Raw genomic sequence first — 17,611 nt, 5'->3', positions numbered from 1 at the left:
GTTGCTATTTGAGTTGTTTCAGTGCCAACTTAAGCTCAGATAGAAAGGTGACGATATCTTCGCTGCTGATATCGATATGGGTGACCAACCGCATTGGATTCCCCGGAGTAATAAGAATGCCTTTTTCCTTCAAGATATCCGCGAGTTGCCGTTGATCGAGAGCTGGATCTACTTTAGCAAAAACAATATTGGTCTGTACCCTATCGGACTTCACCGAAAAACCAGGCAGGTGGTTCAGGCCCTCGGCAAGCTTCTTGGCGTTGGCGTGGTCATCGGCCAAACGGGCGACATGCTCGGTCAAGGCGATCTTTGCGGCCGCCGCCAAAATACCTGCTTGGCGCATACCGCCACCCAAGACTTTTCGCCAGCGGCGTACTCGGGCAATAAAGGCTTTGTCGCCAAGGACGAGAGAGCCAACCGGTGCACCCAATCCTTTGGACAAACAAACTGTCATAGAATCAAAGTACTGACTGATCTGTTTGATATCCACGTTCAGAGCGGTGGCAGCATTGTAAACTCGGGCGCCGTCTAAATGCAGCTTGAGATTATGTTTATTCACAAACTCTCTTGCTTCAGCCATATAGGAAAGCGGTAAGACTTTACCGTTGATGGTATTTTCCAGGCTAAGCAAGCGGGTACGGGCGAAATGCGCGTCGTCGGGTTTTATTGCGGCCGCAAGCTTGGCGAAAGGAATTGTGCCATCCTTTTCATTCTCTATGGGCTGAGGTTGGATTGACCCGAGAACGGCTGCACCGCCTCCTTCAAACATATAGTTATGCGCTTGTTGGCCGCATAGATATTCATCACCTCGCTCACAGTGGGCCATCAGCGACAGCAAATTGGCTTGTGTACCGGAACTGCAAAACAGAGCACTTTCAAAACCATGTCGCTCTGCTGCCCACACTTCAAGATCATTGACGGTCGGATCATCACCGTAGACGTCATCGCCAACAGGAGCGGTAGCCATCGCCTCGCGCATGGCCTGGCTTGGTTGGGTTACAGTATCAGAACGAAAATCTATCATGGTTACTTCCTTGGTTTATTCTGTTTGGCCCATTGGGTATTTTAATGGGGTATATCACTTTGCCAGAAACGGAACCGAGTGAATAGAAATCTGTGCCATGATTTTTCTCAATTGGCTAAAATTTGATACCGAGCAAGAAAACGAATGAATAATTGTTGTTAATTCGTGAATTTTCATTTGGCACTTTCGGTTTTAGCTAGAATTAGTAATGTAGAGAGATTGGGGGCGCTGCTTGCAGCGTTATTCGGCAACTTGCATTTTAAGTTTGCTGTAGCAGAAGAAATCATGGCATAAGCCAGATGGGAGGCTGTCGTATGTTGGCTGAACATAGACATTTCACTTTACCTGGTGAATCAAGACTTCATGCAGATGTTACAGTAAGTCCTGTAGGGGAGCTTGAAGTTAATATCCTCGAGCAGAATAGCCATTTAAGCGGTGAATTTGACCAGCTGTATTTCTATTCTGAAGGAAAGAAAACTGAACTTGTTTGCAAAGATCAGATCAAGAGAGACGATGTTAAATGGCACCTATCTTTAGCGAGCGATGATGCAAGAGAGCTCGCCAAACTGATAGAGCTTGCTGAAGAAGAATATGAAATTCTGATGCGGGATCTGTAGTTACCCTGTAACTTAATTGGTCTGGCAATGGTTAGTAAAATCCTGCTGTTTAAGCAGGATTTTTATTTCTGAAGGCCTGAATTAGCTTTGGCTCAGAAGGTGCGTAATCACATCGATAATCTGTAGGTATCGTTTCGCCAGCGGGCGGTGCTGTTTTCTCAGTAGATAAAGATCTTGTCTGACTGTGTTTGGAAGCGGGAGAGTTTTGATTTTGTCTTGGTTGCTAAACTGGCTAACAGCCTTCTCGGGTAACACGGTAAAACCGAGACCTTCAGATACAGGAAGCAATATCTGGTTGAGCTGATTAATATAACCCGTTTTTTTTATTTTATTGAAATCAAAATGGCTATCACTGTAGTTTGCCAAGTGCACCTGCTGTAGGTAATGCTTGCCGTCAGGGTGGTCAATAAATCCGAATGAATATAAGGTGTCTTTTGATAATTGAACTTCCGGATAGTCTGCCGGCACCACAACGCATAATGCTTCCTGGCCGATTTGGTGTTGGTCGAAATATTGGTCGTCGACTGAATGTGTTACGATGCCGATATCAAACTGACCAGTTTTGATCCCTTCGAGAATTCTATGATTCGGCGCTGATTCCAGGTGTATACTGATTGCCTGATGCTTTTGCTGATGTTTGAGAAAATGGGGATAGAGAAACATCGCCAGCGAACCAGAACAAGCCAAGTGGCATTCGCCACAGAAAGGGTCATCGGTTAATAATTCGCCCAATAGCTGTTTTTCATCTTCTTGGCGTTTTACGCCGTATCGATAGAGTTGCTGGCCAGCAGGTGTCAGCTCAAATCTTTTACCGATACGTTTAATTAACGGCGTTCCGGCTTGCTCCTCGAGTTTTTTAATATGTTGGCTGACGCCCGGTTGGGTCATGAAGAGTCTTTCTGCAGTCTGAGTGAAGTGGCCGACTTCAACCAAGGTAATAAATGTATGGAGCCATTGGGTATTTAGCATGGCAAGCAAGGTACTGTTTTAAGATCTGTGTAAAAGATTAGTACCATCGGAGTATGAATGTCGTCAAGCAGATACCATTGGCGAGGTATCTGCCTGCTTTAGGATGTGCTTTACCTTTACAACCGTTTGAGCCCCATCTGATAGACTGAGCAGACATCATTGCTGTCGTTGAGTAGAGTAATGTTAGCTTTATAGCCCGCGGCAAGCTTGCCGTATTGGTGATCGATACCTGCGGCTTTCGCAGGGTAAAGGCTTGCCATGCGAAGTGCTTCTTCTCTGCTTAGGCCGACATGTTGGATTAGGTTTTTAACCCCTTCAATCATGGTGATTGCAGCCCCTGCAATCGTCCCGTCAGCATAATGGCATTTACCATCCGTCACATACGCGGTGGTTCCAGCCATGTCATATTCCATCATATCGGTTCCAGCTGGTGCAACGGCATCTGTCACCATGAAAAGTTTATCGCCCAGTAGTTGGTGTGCGATACGAACAGAGGCATATGAAGAGTGAATACCATCGACAATAATGCCCGCATGCGGTTTCTTGTCGAAGATATAGCCCACGGCACCGGGTTCACGAGAACCCAGGGGCGTCATCGCGTTATACAAGTGGGTCGCCATCTTCAAATGATGCTTGCAGCAAAGCTGGTGGTAGTTGGCATTGGTATGACCGAGTGACACCGTGATACCAGCATTGTCGAGGATATCAATGACCGTTTGCGAAGTGTTTTCTGGCGCAAGGGTAACGACGGAGATATGTTTGGCATTATCGGCTAGGTAGTGCGCGGTTAGCTCATCAAGAATGCGAATATGATTTTCATCGTGGGCCCCTTTTTTTTCTTTGCTAATAAAAGGCCCTTCTAGGTGCAACCCGATGATACCTTCACTTTCAGGATCGTCGATTGCGGCGACAAGCTCTACCGCTTGGCACATGGTCTCGTGCTTACTGGTGATCAGCGTGGGTAAATATTGGGTCGTACCATTTTGAATATTGGTCAGGTTCATGATGTCGAGAGTGCGCTTCGAGATGTCGACATTGAGCATCACACCACCGCAGCCGTTAAGCTGTAAATCGATAAAACCTGCGGTTGCTGTTAGGTTCTGACCATCATAGGTGATGTCCGGCAGGGTGGCACCAGTCATTGGGACAATTGATTCAATGGTATCGCCATTAACAATAATTGCTTGGTTTTCAAGGATATCTTGACCGTTAAAAACATTGATGTTTGTGATAGCGTACATAGGCGTCCCAACTCTTGAACCTGTATAGAATAAGTGAAAGCGTAACCTTGCGAATAAGCAAATCTGACAAACTCAAGGTAACTTATTTTTGTTTAAAAATTAAGTTAGAGTAATAGGCGCCGTTTGTCAATGCCATACAAGCTATTAGTGAGAACTGATGCTTCATAATCTTCTGTTTTCGGAATCAATTGTTTGTTTTATCCTTGTCGCGCATTCATAGGAGAGCATATGTCGCCGAAAACGATTTTTGCCAGCGTTGCATTGGTTATCGCGCTGGGTTCATTAGAGAAAAGTATTGTCACAACACCGTTGCCAATCATCGGAGAAGAACTGGGGGCAGGGCAGGCACTGACTTGGGTGGTGACGGCCTACCTGTTGGCGGCTACGGCAGTATTGCCGGTCTATGGCAAGTTGAGTGATATTTTTGGCCGGGTAAAAATGCTTAACACCAGCATTGTCTTGTTCCTGCTGGGATCTGTGGCCTGTGCCGTTGCACAGGATCTGACAACGCTTGTTGCGGCAAGGGTGCTGCAGGGTATCGGGGGCGGTGGCCTTATTGCGCTGGCGTTTACCGTAATTGCGGACTGTATTCCGGCCCGGGAAGTGGGCAAGTATCAAGGCTATATCTCTGCTGTTTATGCGGCATCGAGTATTGCTGGCCCGTTGCTGGGGGGCTATTTTGCCGAACACCTGAGTTGGCGTTGGGTGTTCTGGATCAATCTACCACTCGGTGCAGTAGCGCTGTGGATGATCAATACCAATCTCAAACACCTGAGCAAAGGGCGTGACAGCCGCTTTGATTGGGCTGGAGCCGGTCTGTTGATGACCATCACTACCTTGTTGCTGTTACTGATGTCACCCGATATATCTATCAGCCGCATCGGATTAATTTGTGCCACAGCTTTTTCTATTTTGCTGTTTATTATTGTGGAAAAGCGCATAGCAGATCCAATTTTGCCTGCACGTTTGTTTACACTCCCCGGATATCTGATCAGTGTAATACTGATCATGTGCTCGCAGTTGTTAATGTTTGCCGTGCTGGTTTACTTACCCCTTCAGATGCAATGGCAGCATGGCACAAGTGCCTCGGCAAGTGGCCTCATTATGATGGTATTTATGATGAGTATTACCAGTGGTGCTTATCTAGGGGGAAAGCGAATAGCCAAAACAGGTTTTTACAAGTCTTTGGTCGTGTTGGGTTTTGGTATGTCTGTCGTCGCTGTTTTCCTTCTGTACCAAGGGGTTTTGCTGACAGTGGCACTAGCTGTTGCAGGGCTTGGCTTGGGCCTGACATTGCCTAGCCTAAATGTTGTGGTACAGAATGTATTGCCGCCTCATGATAGAGGTATTGGACTATCGATGTTTGGTTACGGGCGAGAGTTTGGCGGCGCCATCGGTGTTGCCTTTTGTGCTGCTTTGTTCCATATCAAAGTACCGGTGCTGGTGGGAGAGGGAAGCGCCGAGGGCCTTTCTCAATTCGATCCGTCAGCCTTGGGACAAGGTTTTACCATGACCTATGGCGGTTTGGTGGTGGTGGCGCTAGTTTCGTGGCTCGTCGCCATTGTATGCCTAAAGGCTCAACCGTTGTCTTCTGATGTGGTCAAGCCAAAACGTTCATACAAGCCGGGGAATGTGAAATAGGTAACCGACAAAAGGTACGACAATTATCTGCCCAGTTCCTATTCTAGCTGGGCTTTTTTGTGGACAAATTATTGCTGTCAGGCACAATACGCCGCCTTACGTTTTAAAAAACGTCACTAGAATGACGGCGAGGTGAGTTATGGCTTGGTTTGAGTGGCCATTTATTCTTTCAAGTGTTTTAACCCAAATGGCTATTGGTGCATTTATTGTCCTTGGCACGGTGCTGCTCAGCGGCAAACTATGTTTCGGTCAGGCCGATCGACTCCACAGAACGATGCCGGTTTTATGGTTGATGTTATTTGGTGCTCTGTTACTGCGAGAGCTCAATATGATGCTCTCTGATACTGCTGATGGATACCGCATTGGAACAGAGGCGCTGCTTGCGATTACATTCTTTGCCGCGGCGTTGCTGTATTGGTTTGTCGAAAAAACACTCGTTGGCTCCGAGCGATTCAGACAGTTGTGCCTGGGCCTTGCTGCTCTCATTGGCGTCGGGTACTTGGTAAATGGCCTGGTGGTGAGAAGCGAGCAATGGCTGGTGGCATCGCATTTTATGGCGACGACGTTTTGCGGTGGTACCTTGCTGGCGCATGCCTGCTTGATCCGTGCAAAACATAAAGTGGATGAGCTTAATATTGTTCTGCCTCGCATTGGTGCGCTCGCCGCACTTGCCTGCTTACTGACCGGGTTGCCACAACTTGGTGAGCTATCCAGTCAAATTGAAGCCGGTGGGGCAATCATGCCGTTTGTGTCACAAGTGGCCAGTCTCGGCTTGCTATTGGCTGCCGTGGGGGTTTGGTATATGCCTATTGTGACAAAAAGCAAACCGGTGATGAGTGTGATGACTTTTGCGTTGGTCCTGAGCGGGATCTCATCCTATTTTGCCGGCGTTGGATACTAAGGCTTTGCATACCCAGATGTAAAAACGCGGTACCTAGGTACCGCGTTTTTTTATGCAGTGCTGCGTCTTTACTTTACAACGCTAAGTATCTCTTTGAAGCGGTCGCCTTCAGCGACTTCTTGCAACTCGAAAATCAGCATCTCGGCAGTGGTGAGAGATGCCCCGAATTGCTGCATCTTCTGTAGGGCTACCTGCTTGTTTGTTGGGTGTCGAGAAGATACCGCGTCGGCAACGACTTCAACATGGTAGTCAGCTTCAAGCAGCTGACGTACGGTCTGGTATACGCAAATATGTGCTTCAATACCGACTACCACAACATTCTTACAGCCAGCCTCTGCTAGTGCTTCGATAAATTTTGGCTCGCGGTAACAGCTGAAACTATTTTTGGCGATTGGCGTGTGATCGTGAAGGTGATCGGAAATCTGCGGGATGGTTGGTCCCAACTTGTGAGGGATTTGTTCTACCCAGATTATCGGGATTTCAAGAACCTTAGCGCCTTTGACCACGGTTTCTAGGTTCTTGAAAAGCGCATCTCGGCCGTCCATGATTTGGGCAAGTTTGCCTTGGACATCAACTATCACCAGTGCGGTATCGTTTATTGTAAGCATATGAATATCCAATCTTTAATTGAGCTTATAACCTTATCGGAAATTTCCCTTGATTGACAATATCGCCATCGCAATTTTTCTAATCCCGTTGTTTGTATCCAGAGTATTCAATACCTGCCAGCTGCGCCATATCATGATGCCATGTGGCTAAATCGTCTTGGTTGAATTGATTGAGATGGTGGTGGCCACATGCCCGAGCCATGACCTGCATTAGTTCGGTGGAAGCGGTGAGGAAGTTGGCGAGTTTAGTCGCTGCGATATTCGGGTCGAGCTTCTTACGCAATTCGGGGTTCTGCGTTGCAATGCCAGCCGGGCAGTTATTGGTGTTGCAAATTCTGGCCCCGACACACCCGATGGCCTGCATCGCACTGTTAGCAAGAGCGATACCGTCGGCCCCGAGGGCCATGGCTTTGATAAAATCAGTCGGGGTCCGCAGTCCGCCAGTGATTATCAGGGTGACGTCTCCAGTCATACCTTGCTTGTCGAGGAAGTATCTGGCCCGGGCGAGGGCCGGTATGGTCGGGACACTGATATGATCACGGAATATCTCCGGTGCGGCCCCGGTACCGCCGCCACGGCCATCGAGAATGATGTAATCGGCACCGGCTTCGAGTGCAAATCCCATGTCCCTTTCGATATGGTTGGCGCTGAGTTTGAAACCAATGGGGATACCACCGGTGATCACCCGGACATTATCGGCGAAAGCGGCAAAGTCGCGTGGCGTTTTGAGATCTTTGAATGTCGGGGGAGAGATAGCGTCGGTACCTTCTTCGAGGCAGCGGGTTTTGGCGATCTTGCCGATGTTTTTCACCGCAGGCAAGTGTCCGCCTGTCCCGGTTTTTGCCCCTTGTCCGCCTTTAAAATGGAAGGCCTGTACCTTTTTCAACAGGCCCTCATGGTAGCCAAACATTGCACTGGCTAATTCGTAGAAATAACGGCTGTTCGCTTGTTGTTCTTCAGCGAGCATGCCTCCTTCACCGGAACAAATTCCTGTGCCGACTAATTCAGCGCCCATCGCAAGCGCGGTTTTGGCTTCTTCGGAGAGAGCGCCAAAGCTCATATCGGAGACAAACAGGGGTATATTGAGCACCAGCGGCTTCTTGGCCTTTGGCCCTATGACTAACTCGGTGCCTACTTTGGCATCTTCCATCAGTGGTTTGCTGGCCATTTGGGCAACCATGATTTGGATATCGTCCCAGTCGGGGAGTTTATATCTGGGCACTCCCATCGCCGTCATAGCACCATGGTGCCCAAGATTATTAAGTCCTTCGCGGGCTAATTGGTGAATATATTCGACATTGGGCTCTTCCTTGGTTGCTTTCGCTGTAGGGAGCTCATTGTTGCCCGATGTTGTGCCCGGCCCCTCTTTGCCGATATCGTCTTGGCTGAATTGTTGGTGGGTGCCATCACAAAAGGGGGCATTAGCGGTATGCTTGCAAGCACAAAGAAAGGCATCTCCGTCTTTTTCTGCTTTGAAGCCCATTGGCTTAAAATCAGTTGTTTGGTGTGAACCATCGCAGAAAGGTTGTTTGGCTGATCGCCCGCAAGCGCAGAAATAGTAGGTTTGTCCTTTTTTCAATGTGACTTTTGCCGGTTTGTTATTGCTTATGACAGGCTTACTCATTTAGCACTCCACTGTTCACGGGCAAGAAGTATCCACAAAGTATGGGAGAGGATAGGCGTATTTGCACCATTGGGGCGGGCTGTAAAATGTGTCATCCTGTGAAGGTATGATAGGTTTTTGCCTAATTTACAAAAGGGATTTAATCTTTTGTAACGGTCATCTACTTTACAGTTGACTCATTTCACGGAACAATGCAGATGTTTACGTTTAGATAACTTTGTAAAATATTATGACGGAAAAGAAAGCTAGCCCTCTTAACGATTTGATTTTCAATGTCATTGTACCTTCAGTTGTACTGATGAAGCTTAGTGGTGACGAGTACCTTGGCTCTGTTGGCGCTCTTCTGGTCGCCTTGGCTTTTCCGGTTGTACTGGGTGGCTACGAGCTGATTAAGTACAAAAAGTTTAACTTTATCTCGCTGCTGGGTTTTATCAGTGTCTTACTCACAGGTGGCATTGGCCTTCTTCAGCTAGATCCAAAATGGCTAGCAGTGAAAGAAGCCTTGATCCCTGGTCTGATTGGGGTCGCTGTGTTCGCCTCAACCTTTACCAAATATCCTGTTGTCAGCAAGATGCTGTTCAATGAAACGGTACTCAACCTGCCTCTTATTAACCAAAAGCTGAATGAGTTTGGCCGCAAAAGTGATTTTGATCGTCGCTTGCTAACTTCAAACTACTTGTTTGCCGGAACTTTCGTTTTTTCATCGGTGATGAACTACGTATTGGCCAAAATGATAGTCACCAGTCCAGCAGGCACCCAAGCATTTAACGAAGAATTGGGGCGGTTGACCTTGGTTAGTTACCCGGCTATTGCCATCCCATCCATGTTAATGATGATGGGGATTTTCTTCTACATGTGGCGCCAGATCCGTCAGATGACGCAGTTGGAAACAGCCGAAATTCTGAAGACCGAACAATAATAACCCTTTCGGAGAAATAAGCCGGCATAATGCTGGCTTTTTTTTGTGCTCAATGAAGAGCGGAGTTGGTTGAACTGCGATAGACGTGTATAGTTCAGGCCAATAGCTTTTGCTTAGATTTTAAAGGCTGAGAAAGCAAGCGTGTTTAAGTAGCGTTGCTTTATCAGTTAAGAAACAATGAGGTATACCATGGCACAAACAGCCCACGCCCTTCACATTTTGGTGAAGCACAAAGAACAAGCTGAAGAGATCATGAAGCAGCTTAAGCAGGGCAAGAAGTTTGCAGACCTTGCACGTAAACACTCCACATGTCCATCTGGTAAAAAGGGGGGTGACCTAGGTGAATTCCGCAAAGGACAGATGGTGCCGCAATTTGACCGAGCTGTCTTTCAAGGTGAAACGATTACACCTCAGCTAGTGAAAACTAAGTTTGGTTGGCATGTTGTCAAGGTACTTTGGCGAACCTAGTCATTTAAGAGTTAAGTAAAAAGCCCATTGCTGTGAAACAGTGATGGGCTTTTTTCAACGTGCAATTATTTTTGTCTCGGTTTGTGCGGAAAGTCGATGACCGAGCTTTCGTCTTTCCGTGTATCCGTCCATTTCAAAATTACAGAATAATAATAACGAACTAGGGTGATCCAAAGTAAGGTTGCAATACAGCCAATTAAGACCAAGGTCCCGGCCACCTGAGTGGGAGGTGATAACATCAGCAAAGCTGAAGTTATCAAGCCTATGGTAAGAAACCCCACCAGCGGCTTGAAGGTAAGATCGAAGAAAGTCCTTAGATGGTAGAAAAAAAGATAAACGGCTTGTCTAATTTGCATCAGCTTCTCTCCTTTCCCTTATTTTTGTCAGCCACTTAGGTAACATAACATTAACATGCCGTGTTGGCAGCATTAATTTGCAATCTGATTTATGGTGAAGAAGTTTGATTCTCCAATTTGGAACGGTGCACCGAAAGTGGGTCCGGGCATTTGGATTCTAACCGTTTGAGGGTTTCCCCCTTTAAGGTCATGTTTTGAGCGATGCCGGGGTATATATGGTGAAAAGATTCAAGGCAAAGCTTTGAAGCATTGATGACTTCCATCATTTCATCTTGTGATTGAGTGACTTTTGCGAGATCGCCGGAATTCTGTGCGCTCAATAGCTGTTTGAGTGTTTTCTCTGCCTGTTGGTAAGGTGCTTCGAGACACAGGCAGATCTCATCAGTGGCTTTTTCCAGTTGATTGTCTGCCTGCGAAGAATAGGAAAAGAGTCCGAGAAGAAACAGCATATTGATATTGCCTACCATATAACCCCCTCTCAGAATACCGTGATAAGTATATATTTGAGGGATTAACTCGGCCAGAAATCTTTGCCGTCAGACAATGTTACGATTGGCGGCGCTAATCTTTACCGGGGCAGGCTTGCTTGTTGTCGAACTGTATGGGAAGTTCCGAACACTTTTCACCCCGTATGAACTGGTTGAAAACATTGTCTTTACTGCCGTCTTTGATGAACCAATGAAAACCATAGCCTTCAGATAACCAAAGCTGGAGGTGGGGTTGGCGGTACAGAAGGTAGCTGTTGTATTGTGCCACGTCGACATAGAAATCATTGGTCAGTGATTCGAGTGGACCTGGAGGTTTGATACCTAGCTTGGCTTTATCCGACGGGCTGAGGACCCAGTAGAAATACTCAGGATAATTGGTTACCGTTATTATAAATGGCAGTTGACTCTGTGGTTTCATTATTGCGCGTCCACCACGGAAAGAGGCCGCAATGTACTCACTCTTATCGCTATTCGGTCTGTAATTAATTGAAGTGAAGAGCCAGGTAGAATCATTGACTTGATTAACAAAATGGTGAGAGAGGTTGGTGTTGAATTCACCGTCTTCAAGAAAAATATTGTAGGACTTAACACCCGATTGCAATGTAGTGTTGTCTTTTAAAACATTCATTGCTGCTAGTGGTGGAATTTGCGGTAGGTATTGATCTAGCAGTTGCCACAACGTGTTCAGTTCTGAATGTTTGAAGCTAATTGCATGCGCGCTATCTATATCACAGCCATCTGGAGTCTTTGAACAAATAGCAATTGAGAACTCTTCCCCCAGTTTATGGATGAACATTAGTTTATTTGCCAGTTTGGTGGGCTTAAAAAATAATGCAGTGGTCTGAAGCAGGGAGTCAAAATCGGCCTGCTTCATTGACAAGAATATAAAAGTATTATTTCTGTTGTCATTGACCAGCTTGTATTTGTACTCTACTGGTCTGTTAGAGGCAAAATACCCTGCTATCAAGACACATATGACCAATATTAAGCTGAGTAAAATATATGGTTTGGCCTGCCTCTTGCGTTTCTTTGGGGGTGGCTTGGGAATGCTGGTGACAGAGTGGATTTCCTCGCGAGTTAGGAAACGTTTGAGTTTGATTTTATAACCTAAGCGGGGAACCAGCTCTATTATTTGCCCAATTTTCTCTTCCTTAAGTTTGATACGGAGTGTGCGGATAGTTTGAAAGAGTGACGTTTCAGCCACTTCTTTTCTTGCCCAACCTGCTGCAATTAACTCTTCTTTGCTGACCCTTTTTGGCGACTGTGCGATGAGTTTGTACAGTACTTCTTTTTCCGCTCTATTGAGAGTGATGCTACCTGCTGTTGTGAATAGTGTTTTTTTTTGACAGTCGAAGAAAAAGTCTTCTGAAATTTGTGCTATGTGGGCCGAAGCGTTAACTTTTTCAGACATGAAATGCACTCAGAGTCATAAATGGCTTGAACAGATAGTATTATTTTATTGTTTGATTATAGATATAACTATCTATATAACCTGATAATTTTGCCATACATCATGGTGTTCGACTACTTAAAAATAGCGCAACTATACTTTTAAAGTATCTAAATACTGCTTGGGGCATTCTAGCCATCAAAAAAGAGATGTGTCTCTTTTATGCGACGGTTGGCAAGTTCACACATTCAGATTGCTAAAGCTAACTAAACTCCTTACAAAGCCACATTGAAGTTGTAGACATATAAGTGGCAAGAATTTTTTGGGGGCATTATGTTCGCGTTAGTCAAGAAAGCACCTTCTTGTCTGCCCATAATTTACACCGTATTTTTTGTAACATCTGGTAATGCTGTTGGGGCGGATTTATTCGATGGATCCATCACTAAGAAGCTATCAGAAGAAGTCGATACGGCAATGGCAGAAATCAAAGGGTTAGCCAGTCAAGTCCGTGGTGATAAAGTTGATAAGAAATACCGCGTTTTAAACAACCATTCTGCGTCAGCGGGTATGAAACACTTGGGATACAGCAGTCGAGGTTCATCGGCTTATGTGCCTCTTTATAGTAACGATCCTCTCTCAATTTACCTGCCGCCAGGACTACCAGAACAAGCGATATCAGATTCCGGGGTTTTTGGTGAAGGACAGCATTCTCAAGTTGCCGGTTATATTCGCGTTGATAACAATATTCTTGCCGATGGAGCATCGTTCAAAAAGTCATCGGAACAAGAACACAGCGGCTATTCGTTAACGTTAGGGGGAGACTATTTATATCAAAACCAATACCTATTTGGCTTGACCTTGGGTTTGCCCTTTTATAAGCCGATGGCTGAGGATAGTGATACAGAGATTGATGGTTTAATTGCTTCTGGCTATTTTAGCTATTTTCAAAATTCTTGGTATATAGACTTCAACGCTAGCTACGCTGTGATGGATACGGATATTGAACGACAGGTGACTTTATATACTGATCCTGTAGTCAATAATACCACTGAAGCTGACTCAGACATCTGGGTGTTCTCTCTGGGGGCTGGTTATATTTTTGACTATGACTATTTGCAACTCGCAGTTGAAAGCAGCCTGCAATACACCCTGTCAGATCCAGACCGTTACGATGAGAGGCTTTCACTAACCAACTCGAGTTACCTATTTTCCAAGATCGACGATGTAGAAGCGCTGGAATCGACGATGTTGATCTCAGGGGTGAGTATCTCTTACCCATTCCGAACGCCATTTGGTGTATTTCAGCCCTATGCGAAGGGCTATGTACATTACGATATAGACAGTGGCAAAGAACGGATAATCTCTCAGCTTAAATCAAACTATTCCGGCAGTATTTTGCCCATTGTTATTGAATCGGATGATGACGTATACGGAAGGGTGCATCTAGGTATTTCAGGTGCGTTGGGTAGGGATTGGTACGGCTATGCAGAAGCCAGTCAGTTGCTATGGCACGATGATTTATCGGCCTATACCATCTCCGTAGGACTGAGCATGGCGCTTGACTAAATGTTGGTAGCAAACTTACACCTAGCATTCATTGAAAATTGGTTTTGACCGCATACTATTCGCCCGGCCTCTGCCGGGCTTTGATTTTATTCGTGAGGCATGTAAGGTTTTGTGCATAAAATTCGATTTTGTTTGTGCACTACAAACAGTGATGTACAGTCAAAAAATATAACTTGTTGTTAATAAACTACATTTTAGTGGTTTTGATCACAGAATGCAGAGCCTTATATTCAGTATCGTTCCCGCCATAATTAAAACTCAAATTTTATACTTCCCCCAATAAAATTATGAGTATAAAGGGAAAAATCTCGTGAACTTTAATCTATCAACGGTTGCAAAAGCCGTGATCCCACTGTGTTCTGCATTTGTTATTGTTGGCTGTAATAGTTCGTCGTCCTCAACGGATGGCAAGTTTGATACAACCAATCCACCAGCTATTGATATTGAACTACCGCAGACAGATGGACCTATTGCTTACCTACCGCAGAGTGGGTCGGTCGCAGAACCTATTAAGGCGGGTGATGACGAGGCCGTAATATATATGGTCGCAAGAAATAGTGCTGCTAAAGTGCTGTCATCGTTTGATAATTACAGTCTTCATGTTTGGAACAATGACACTTGTGACAGAGCTGCTGAGGTTAACTCGGGGTGGGAAGACAAATCTATTGCTCCTGAAGGCGTGGATGAATATGGCCCGTACTGGAAACTTCCACTTAAAAGCGGAAAAACCGATTGTATTAATTTCATCATTCGCGACGGGAACCTAAGCAACCTATCAGGCAGTGATGCAAAACTTGATTTCAACCAAATTGAGGACCGAACAGCCTCTTATGTGTCAGGTAGCAATCAGGCTTACGATGATCGCGGTGATGCCTATGTGTTACTGTTCGGTGTCGCCAATGCAGAAGCTCATTTAGTTGAAGGGCATACATTAATTTGGGACGGGGCAGAATCAGCGGATGAGGTACGCCTCTATGTCCAGCTTGATGGTGGTTTTGCGCCTAACAGCGAAAATCAGTACGACGCTGATTATATCGTCCTGGAGCCAACCGTTCTTAGTGCGGATGTAAAAGCTAAATTCCCTCATTTAGCAAACAAACCCGCTTTTTCAATCGATCGTGCTATCGATATGCGTCCGGTCATTAAAGCGGAGTTGGCGGCGATAGCGGTCGATGAAGAGGGGTTGGTACTCAGCGGTACCAAAGTTCAACCTGCGGGGGCGTTTGATCAACTATTTGCCAATGCGGCTGCTAACGTTGAACTTGGTGCTGTGATTGATGGTAGCGAAACGCAGTTCAATGTGTGGGCGCCGTCTGCACAGAATGTGGTGACCGTTCTTTTTGATGAAAACAAGGAAGAACTGGGTCGCCTTCAGATGGATTACGATGAAACTTCTGGAGTATGGTCGCTAGCAACAGATAAAGCCCCTAAGGGTACTTATTTCCGCTATCTGGTCGATGTCTTCCATCCGGTGTCAGGCGTAGTGGAAAGCTACCAGGTAACGGATCCGTATTCGCTGAGCTTGTCGATGAACTCGGAATACAGCCAGGTGATTGACCTTAATGATCCGGCACTCAAACCGCAAGGGTGGGATGATCTTCAAAGACCGATTGATCAAGCTAACCCATCGCAGTTTGTGATCTATGAGTCCCATGTACGTGACTTTTCTGCCCAGGATGAATCAACACCGGCTAATGCCCGTGGCAAGTTTATTGCCTTCATGCAGCCTGATTCTGTACCGGTCAAGCATCTGAAATCGTTGAGTGAAAGTGGTGTCACCCACCTTCATTTGTTGCCAATTTTCGATATTGCCACTATCAACGAAAATCCTGATGAAGCCGCAAATATTGAAGAGCCGTTTAGCAAGCTATGCGAAGTCAACGCTGCGGTGAAGTCTTCTAAGTTTGCCAAATACTGCTCTTCGGGGCTGACCATTGCCGAAGCTCTTGAGGAAGTGAAGCAGGACGATACTAAAGAGAACCCGGCTGTTCAGGAGTTGAACCGTTTCGTTTCGGATGTCGATGGCTTCAACTGGGGTTACGACCCATTCCATTATACAGTGCCTGAGGGGTCGTACTCGACCAACCCGGACGGCCCGCAGCGCATCAAAGAGCTGCGAGAGGCAGTGATGGCGATCAAGCAAGATATCGGTATGAATGTGGTCATGGACGTGGTCTACAACCATACCAATTCCGCGGGCCCAGAGCAGCGTACCTCAGTACTCGATAAGCTTGTGCCATGGTATTACCAGCGCTTGAATCCGGTAACCGGTAATGTTGAAAACTCGACTTGTTGTTCCAATACCGCACCTGAGCGGGCAATGTTTGAGAAATTGATCAGCGACTCGCTGGTGGTGTGGTCGCGCGATTACAAGATCGATTCATTCCGCTTTGATTTAATGGGCCATCACCCACTTGATCAGATGCAGCGTTCGCTACTCGAAGTCCAGAAGGTTGATCCGAATACTTACTTCTACGGTGAGGGTTGGAACTTCGGTGAAGTCGGCAATGACGCACTGTTCGTCCAGGCGACCCAGCCGAACCTAGGGGGAACCGGTATCGGTAGCTTCTCTGACCGCCTGCGTGATGCTGTCCGTGGTGGTAGTCCATTCGACAGCAAAGAGGGGATCCGCAAAACACAGGGCTTTGGTAACGGTGCTTTTGTTCAGAAAAACGAAATCAGTGATGTGACCGAAGCGCAAGCCTTACATCTTGCCGATCTGACTCGCCTGGGCATGGCCGGTAACCTCAAAGACTTCAAAATGATTGATTCAACCGGCGCCGTTATCCGCGGCGATGAGTTGGACTACAATGGTCAACCAGCAGGCTATGCGGTCGATCCAACGGAGATCCAAAACTACGTCTCCAAACACGATAACCAAACCTTGTGGGATAACAACCAGTATAAGATTGGTTACAGCGTCAGTACAGAAGACCGTGTACGTATGCAGGCTGTATCTCTTGCGACAGCGATGCTGGGACAGGGCATGCCGTTTACCCACATGGGTTCTGAGCTGCTGCGTTCCAAGTCAATGCAGCGTGACTCTTATGATTCTGGTGACTGGTACAACTTGGTTGATTTCACCCTGAACGACAACAACTGGGACAAGGGCTTGCCTCGCAAGGATAAAGACGGCGACAACTACGAGCTGATTGAAGAGGTCATTACCTCTGCTGGTCTGAACGCTAAGCCGACTCCTGCGGACATGGCAGCCATGGTCGAGTACTTCAAAGAGCTGGCCTTGCTGCGGAAATCATACCCGTTGATTACCTTGGGTACGGGTGCGGAAGTGAATAAGCGTGTTGATTTCCACAATACCGGCAGTGATCAAACCGCGGGTCTGATCGTGATGTCTATTGATAACGGTACCGCTGCGGGGACAGATCTGGATAGCAGCCTTGATGGTCTGGTCATTGTGATAAACGCGACCAACGTATCACAGGATATCAAGTGGGCAACGGATTTGACCTTAAGCCCGTACCACAAATCGGCGCTAGCATCACAGGCCACTGTTGCTGCTGATGGTGATGGTGTTGTGGCAAGCGTCCCGGCCTGGACTCCGGCTGTGTTCGAAATACCTCGCTCAACTGGTGTTCGTGGTCAGGGGATTCCGGTGACAGCGAAGCCAGCGAAATAATCACACTTTTATCATAACGATAAGGCCCTCAATCTTGAGGGCTTTTTTTGTCGAGGGATGTTGCAACACGGCTAAACGCAAATATAAACACATTGTTCATCATTGGTTCATTTTGGCTGCTATACACTGCCAAACATGAAAGTACGATAGAAAAGAAGGTTA

Annotated in this window: 15 protein-coding genes; 7 read left to right on the top strand and 8 right to left on the bottom strand. The window is 46.5% G+C overall.

Annotated elements, in window-relative coordinates:
- Positions 1 to 4: 4 nt before the first annotated feature.
- Positions 5 to 1,024, bottom strand: a complete 1,020-nt coding sequence (gene ltaE, locus PTW35_RS22540) for a low-specificity L-threonine aldolase (RefSeq protein ID WP_348637746.1) — start codon at positions 1,022 to 1,024, stop codon at positions 5 to 7.
- 314 nt (positions 1,025 to 1,338) lie between these two features.
- On the opposite strand from ltaE, the gene PTW35_RS22535 reads away from it, so the two are divergent.
- Complete coding sequence (locus PTW35_RS22535; RefSeq protein WP_044621019.1) at positions 1,339 to 1,641, top strand: hypothetical protein; 303 nt, start codon at positions 1,339 to 1,341, stop codon at positions 1,639 to 1,641.
- Positions 1,642 to 1,722: 81 nt separating this feature from the next.
- Here the strand turns inward: PTW35_RS22535 and PTW35_RS22530 are convergent, their stop codons facing one another.
- Complete coding sequence (locus PTW35_RS22530) at positions 1,723 to 2,610, bottom strand: LysR family transcriptional regulator (RefSeq protein ID WP_281029080.1); 888 nt, start codon at positions 2,608 to 2,610, stop codon at positions 1,723 to 1,725.
- A gap of 116 nt (positions 2,611 to 2,726) precedes the next feature.
- Positions 2,727 to 3,851 carry an N-acetylglucosamine-6-phosphate deacetylase gene (nagA, locus tag PTW35_RS22525; RefSeq protein WP_281029079.1) on the bottom strand — a complete coding sequence of 375 codons (1,125 nt, stop codon included), beginning with the start codon at positions 3,849 to 3,851 and terminating at the stop codon, positions 2,727 to 2,729.
- 228 nt (positions 3,852 to 4,079) lie between these two features.
- Here nagA and PTW35_RS22520 point away from each other — a divergent pair, with 228 nt between their 5' ends.
- Positions 4,080 to 5,492 (top strand): MDR family MFS transporter, encoded by a 1,413-nt coding sequence (locus PTW35_RS22520; RefSeq protein ID WP_281029078.1) that lies wholly within the window; start codon positions 4,080 to 4,082, stop codon positions 5,490 to 5,492.
- Between the two features lie 139 nt (positions 5,493 to 5,631).
- The gene (locus tag PTW35_RS22515; protein ID WP_281029077.1) at positions 5,632 to 6,393 is read left to right on the top strand and encodes a DmsC/YnfH family molybdoenzyme membrane anchor subunit; all 762 of its coding nucleotides are present in this window, start codon (positions 5,632 to 5,634) and stop codon (positions 6,391 to 6,393) included.
- Between the two features lie 68 nt (positions 6,394 to 6,461).
- Here PTW35_RS22515 and PTW35_RS22510 read toward each other — a convergent pair whose 3' ends face one another.
- Together PTW35_RS22510 and PTW35_RS22505 are read right to left on the bottom strand one after the other, a co-directional pair.
- Entirely contained in the window at positions 6,462 to 7,001 is a 540-nt protein-coding gene (locus PTW35_RS22510) for a hydrolase (protein WP_281029076.1), read from the bottom strand.
- A 79-nt stretch (positions 7,002 to 7,080) separates the two neighbouring features.
- The gene (locus PTW35_RS22505; protein WP_281029075.1) at positions 7,081 to 8,625 is read right to left on the bottom strand and encodes a glutamate synthase-related protein; all 1,545 of its coding nucleotides are present in this window, start codon (positions 8,623 to 8,625) and stop codon (positions 7,081 to 7,083) included.
- Positions 8,626 to 8,854: 229 nt separating this feature from the next.
- On the opposite strand from PTW35_RS22505, the gene PTW35_RS22500 reads away from it, so the two are divergent.
- Both PTW35_RS22500 and PTW35_RS22495 read left to right on the top strand, forming a co-directional pair.
- Positions 8,855 to 9,544, top strand: coding sequence for a VC0807 family protein (locus PTW35_RS22500; RefSeq protein WP_281029074.1), 690 nt, complete (start codon positions 8,855 to 8,857; stop codon positions 9,542 to 9,544).
- A gap of 189 nt (positions 9,545 to 9,733) precedes the next feature.
- A complete protein-coding gene (locus PTW35_RS22495; RefSeq protein ID WP_281029073.1) occupies positions 9,734 to 10,012 on the top strand; it encodes a peptidylprolyl isomerase in 279 nt (92 codons plus the stop codon).
- Positions 10,013 to 10,077: 65 nt separating this feature from the next.
- Here the strand turns inward: PTW35_RS22495 and PTW35_RS22490 are convergent, their stop codons facing one another.
- The 3 genes from PTW35_RS22490 to PTW35_RS22480 all read right to left on the bottom strand — a co-directional run bounded on the left by PTW35_RS22490 (position 10,078) and on the right by PTW35_RS22480 (position 12,267).
- Positions 10,078 to 10,368, bottom strand: a complete 291-nt coding sequence (locus tag PTW35_RS22490; RefSeq protein ID WP_281029072.1) for a hypothetical protein — start codon at positions 10,366 to 10,368, stop codon at positions 10,078 to 10,080.
- A gap of 89 nt (positions 10,369 to 10,457) precedes the next feature.
- On the bottom strand, positions 10,458 to 10,835 hold the full coding sequence (locus PTW35_RS22485) for a hypothetical protein (RefSeq protein WP_281029071.1): 378 nt from the start codon (positions 10,833 to 10,835) through the stop codon (positions 10,458 to 10,460).
- A gap of 94 nt (positions 10,836 to 10,929) precedes the next feature.
- Positions 10,930 to 12,267, bottom strand: a complete 1,338-nt coding sequence (locus PTW35_RS22480; RefSeq protein WP_281029070.1) for a helix-turn-helix domain-containing protein — start codon at positions 12,265 to 12,267, stop codon at positions 10,930 to 10,932.
- A gap of 312 nt (positions 12,268 to 12,579) precedes the next feature.
- Here PTW35_RS22480 and PTW35_RS22475 point away from each other — a divergent pair, with 312 nt between their 5' ends.
- Positions 12,580 to 13,812, top strand: a complete 1,233-nt coding sequence (locus PTW35_RS22475; RefSeq protein ID WP_281029069.1) for an autotransporter outer membrane beta-barrel domain-containing protein — start codon at positions 12,580 to 12,582, stop codon at positions 13,810 to 13,812.
- A 310-nt stretch (positions 13,813 to 14,122) separates the two neighbouring features.
- Positions 14,123 to 17,449, top strand: a complete 3,327-nt coding sequence (pulA, locus tag PTW35_RS22470; RefSeq protein ID WP_281029068.1) for a pullulanase-type alpha-1,6-glucosidase — start codon at positions 14,123 to 14,125, stop codon at positions 17,447 to 17,449.
- The last annotated feature ends 162 nt before the right edge of the window (positions 17,450 to 17,611 follow it).

Origin of the sequence: Photobacterium sp. DA100, assembly GCF_029223585.1 — a bacterium.
Taxonomy (GTDB): domain Bacteria; phylum Pseudomonadota; class Gammaproteobacteria; order Enterobacterales; family Vibrionaceae; genus Photobacterium.
This window is presented reverse-complemented; position numbering and strand designations above follow the sequence as displayed.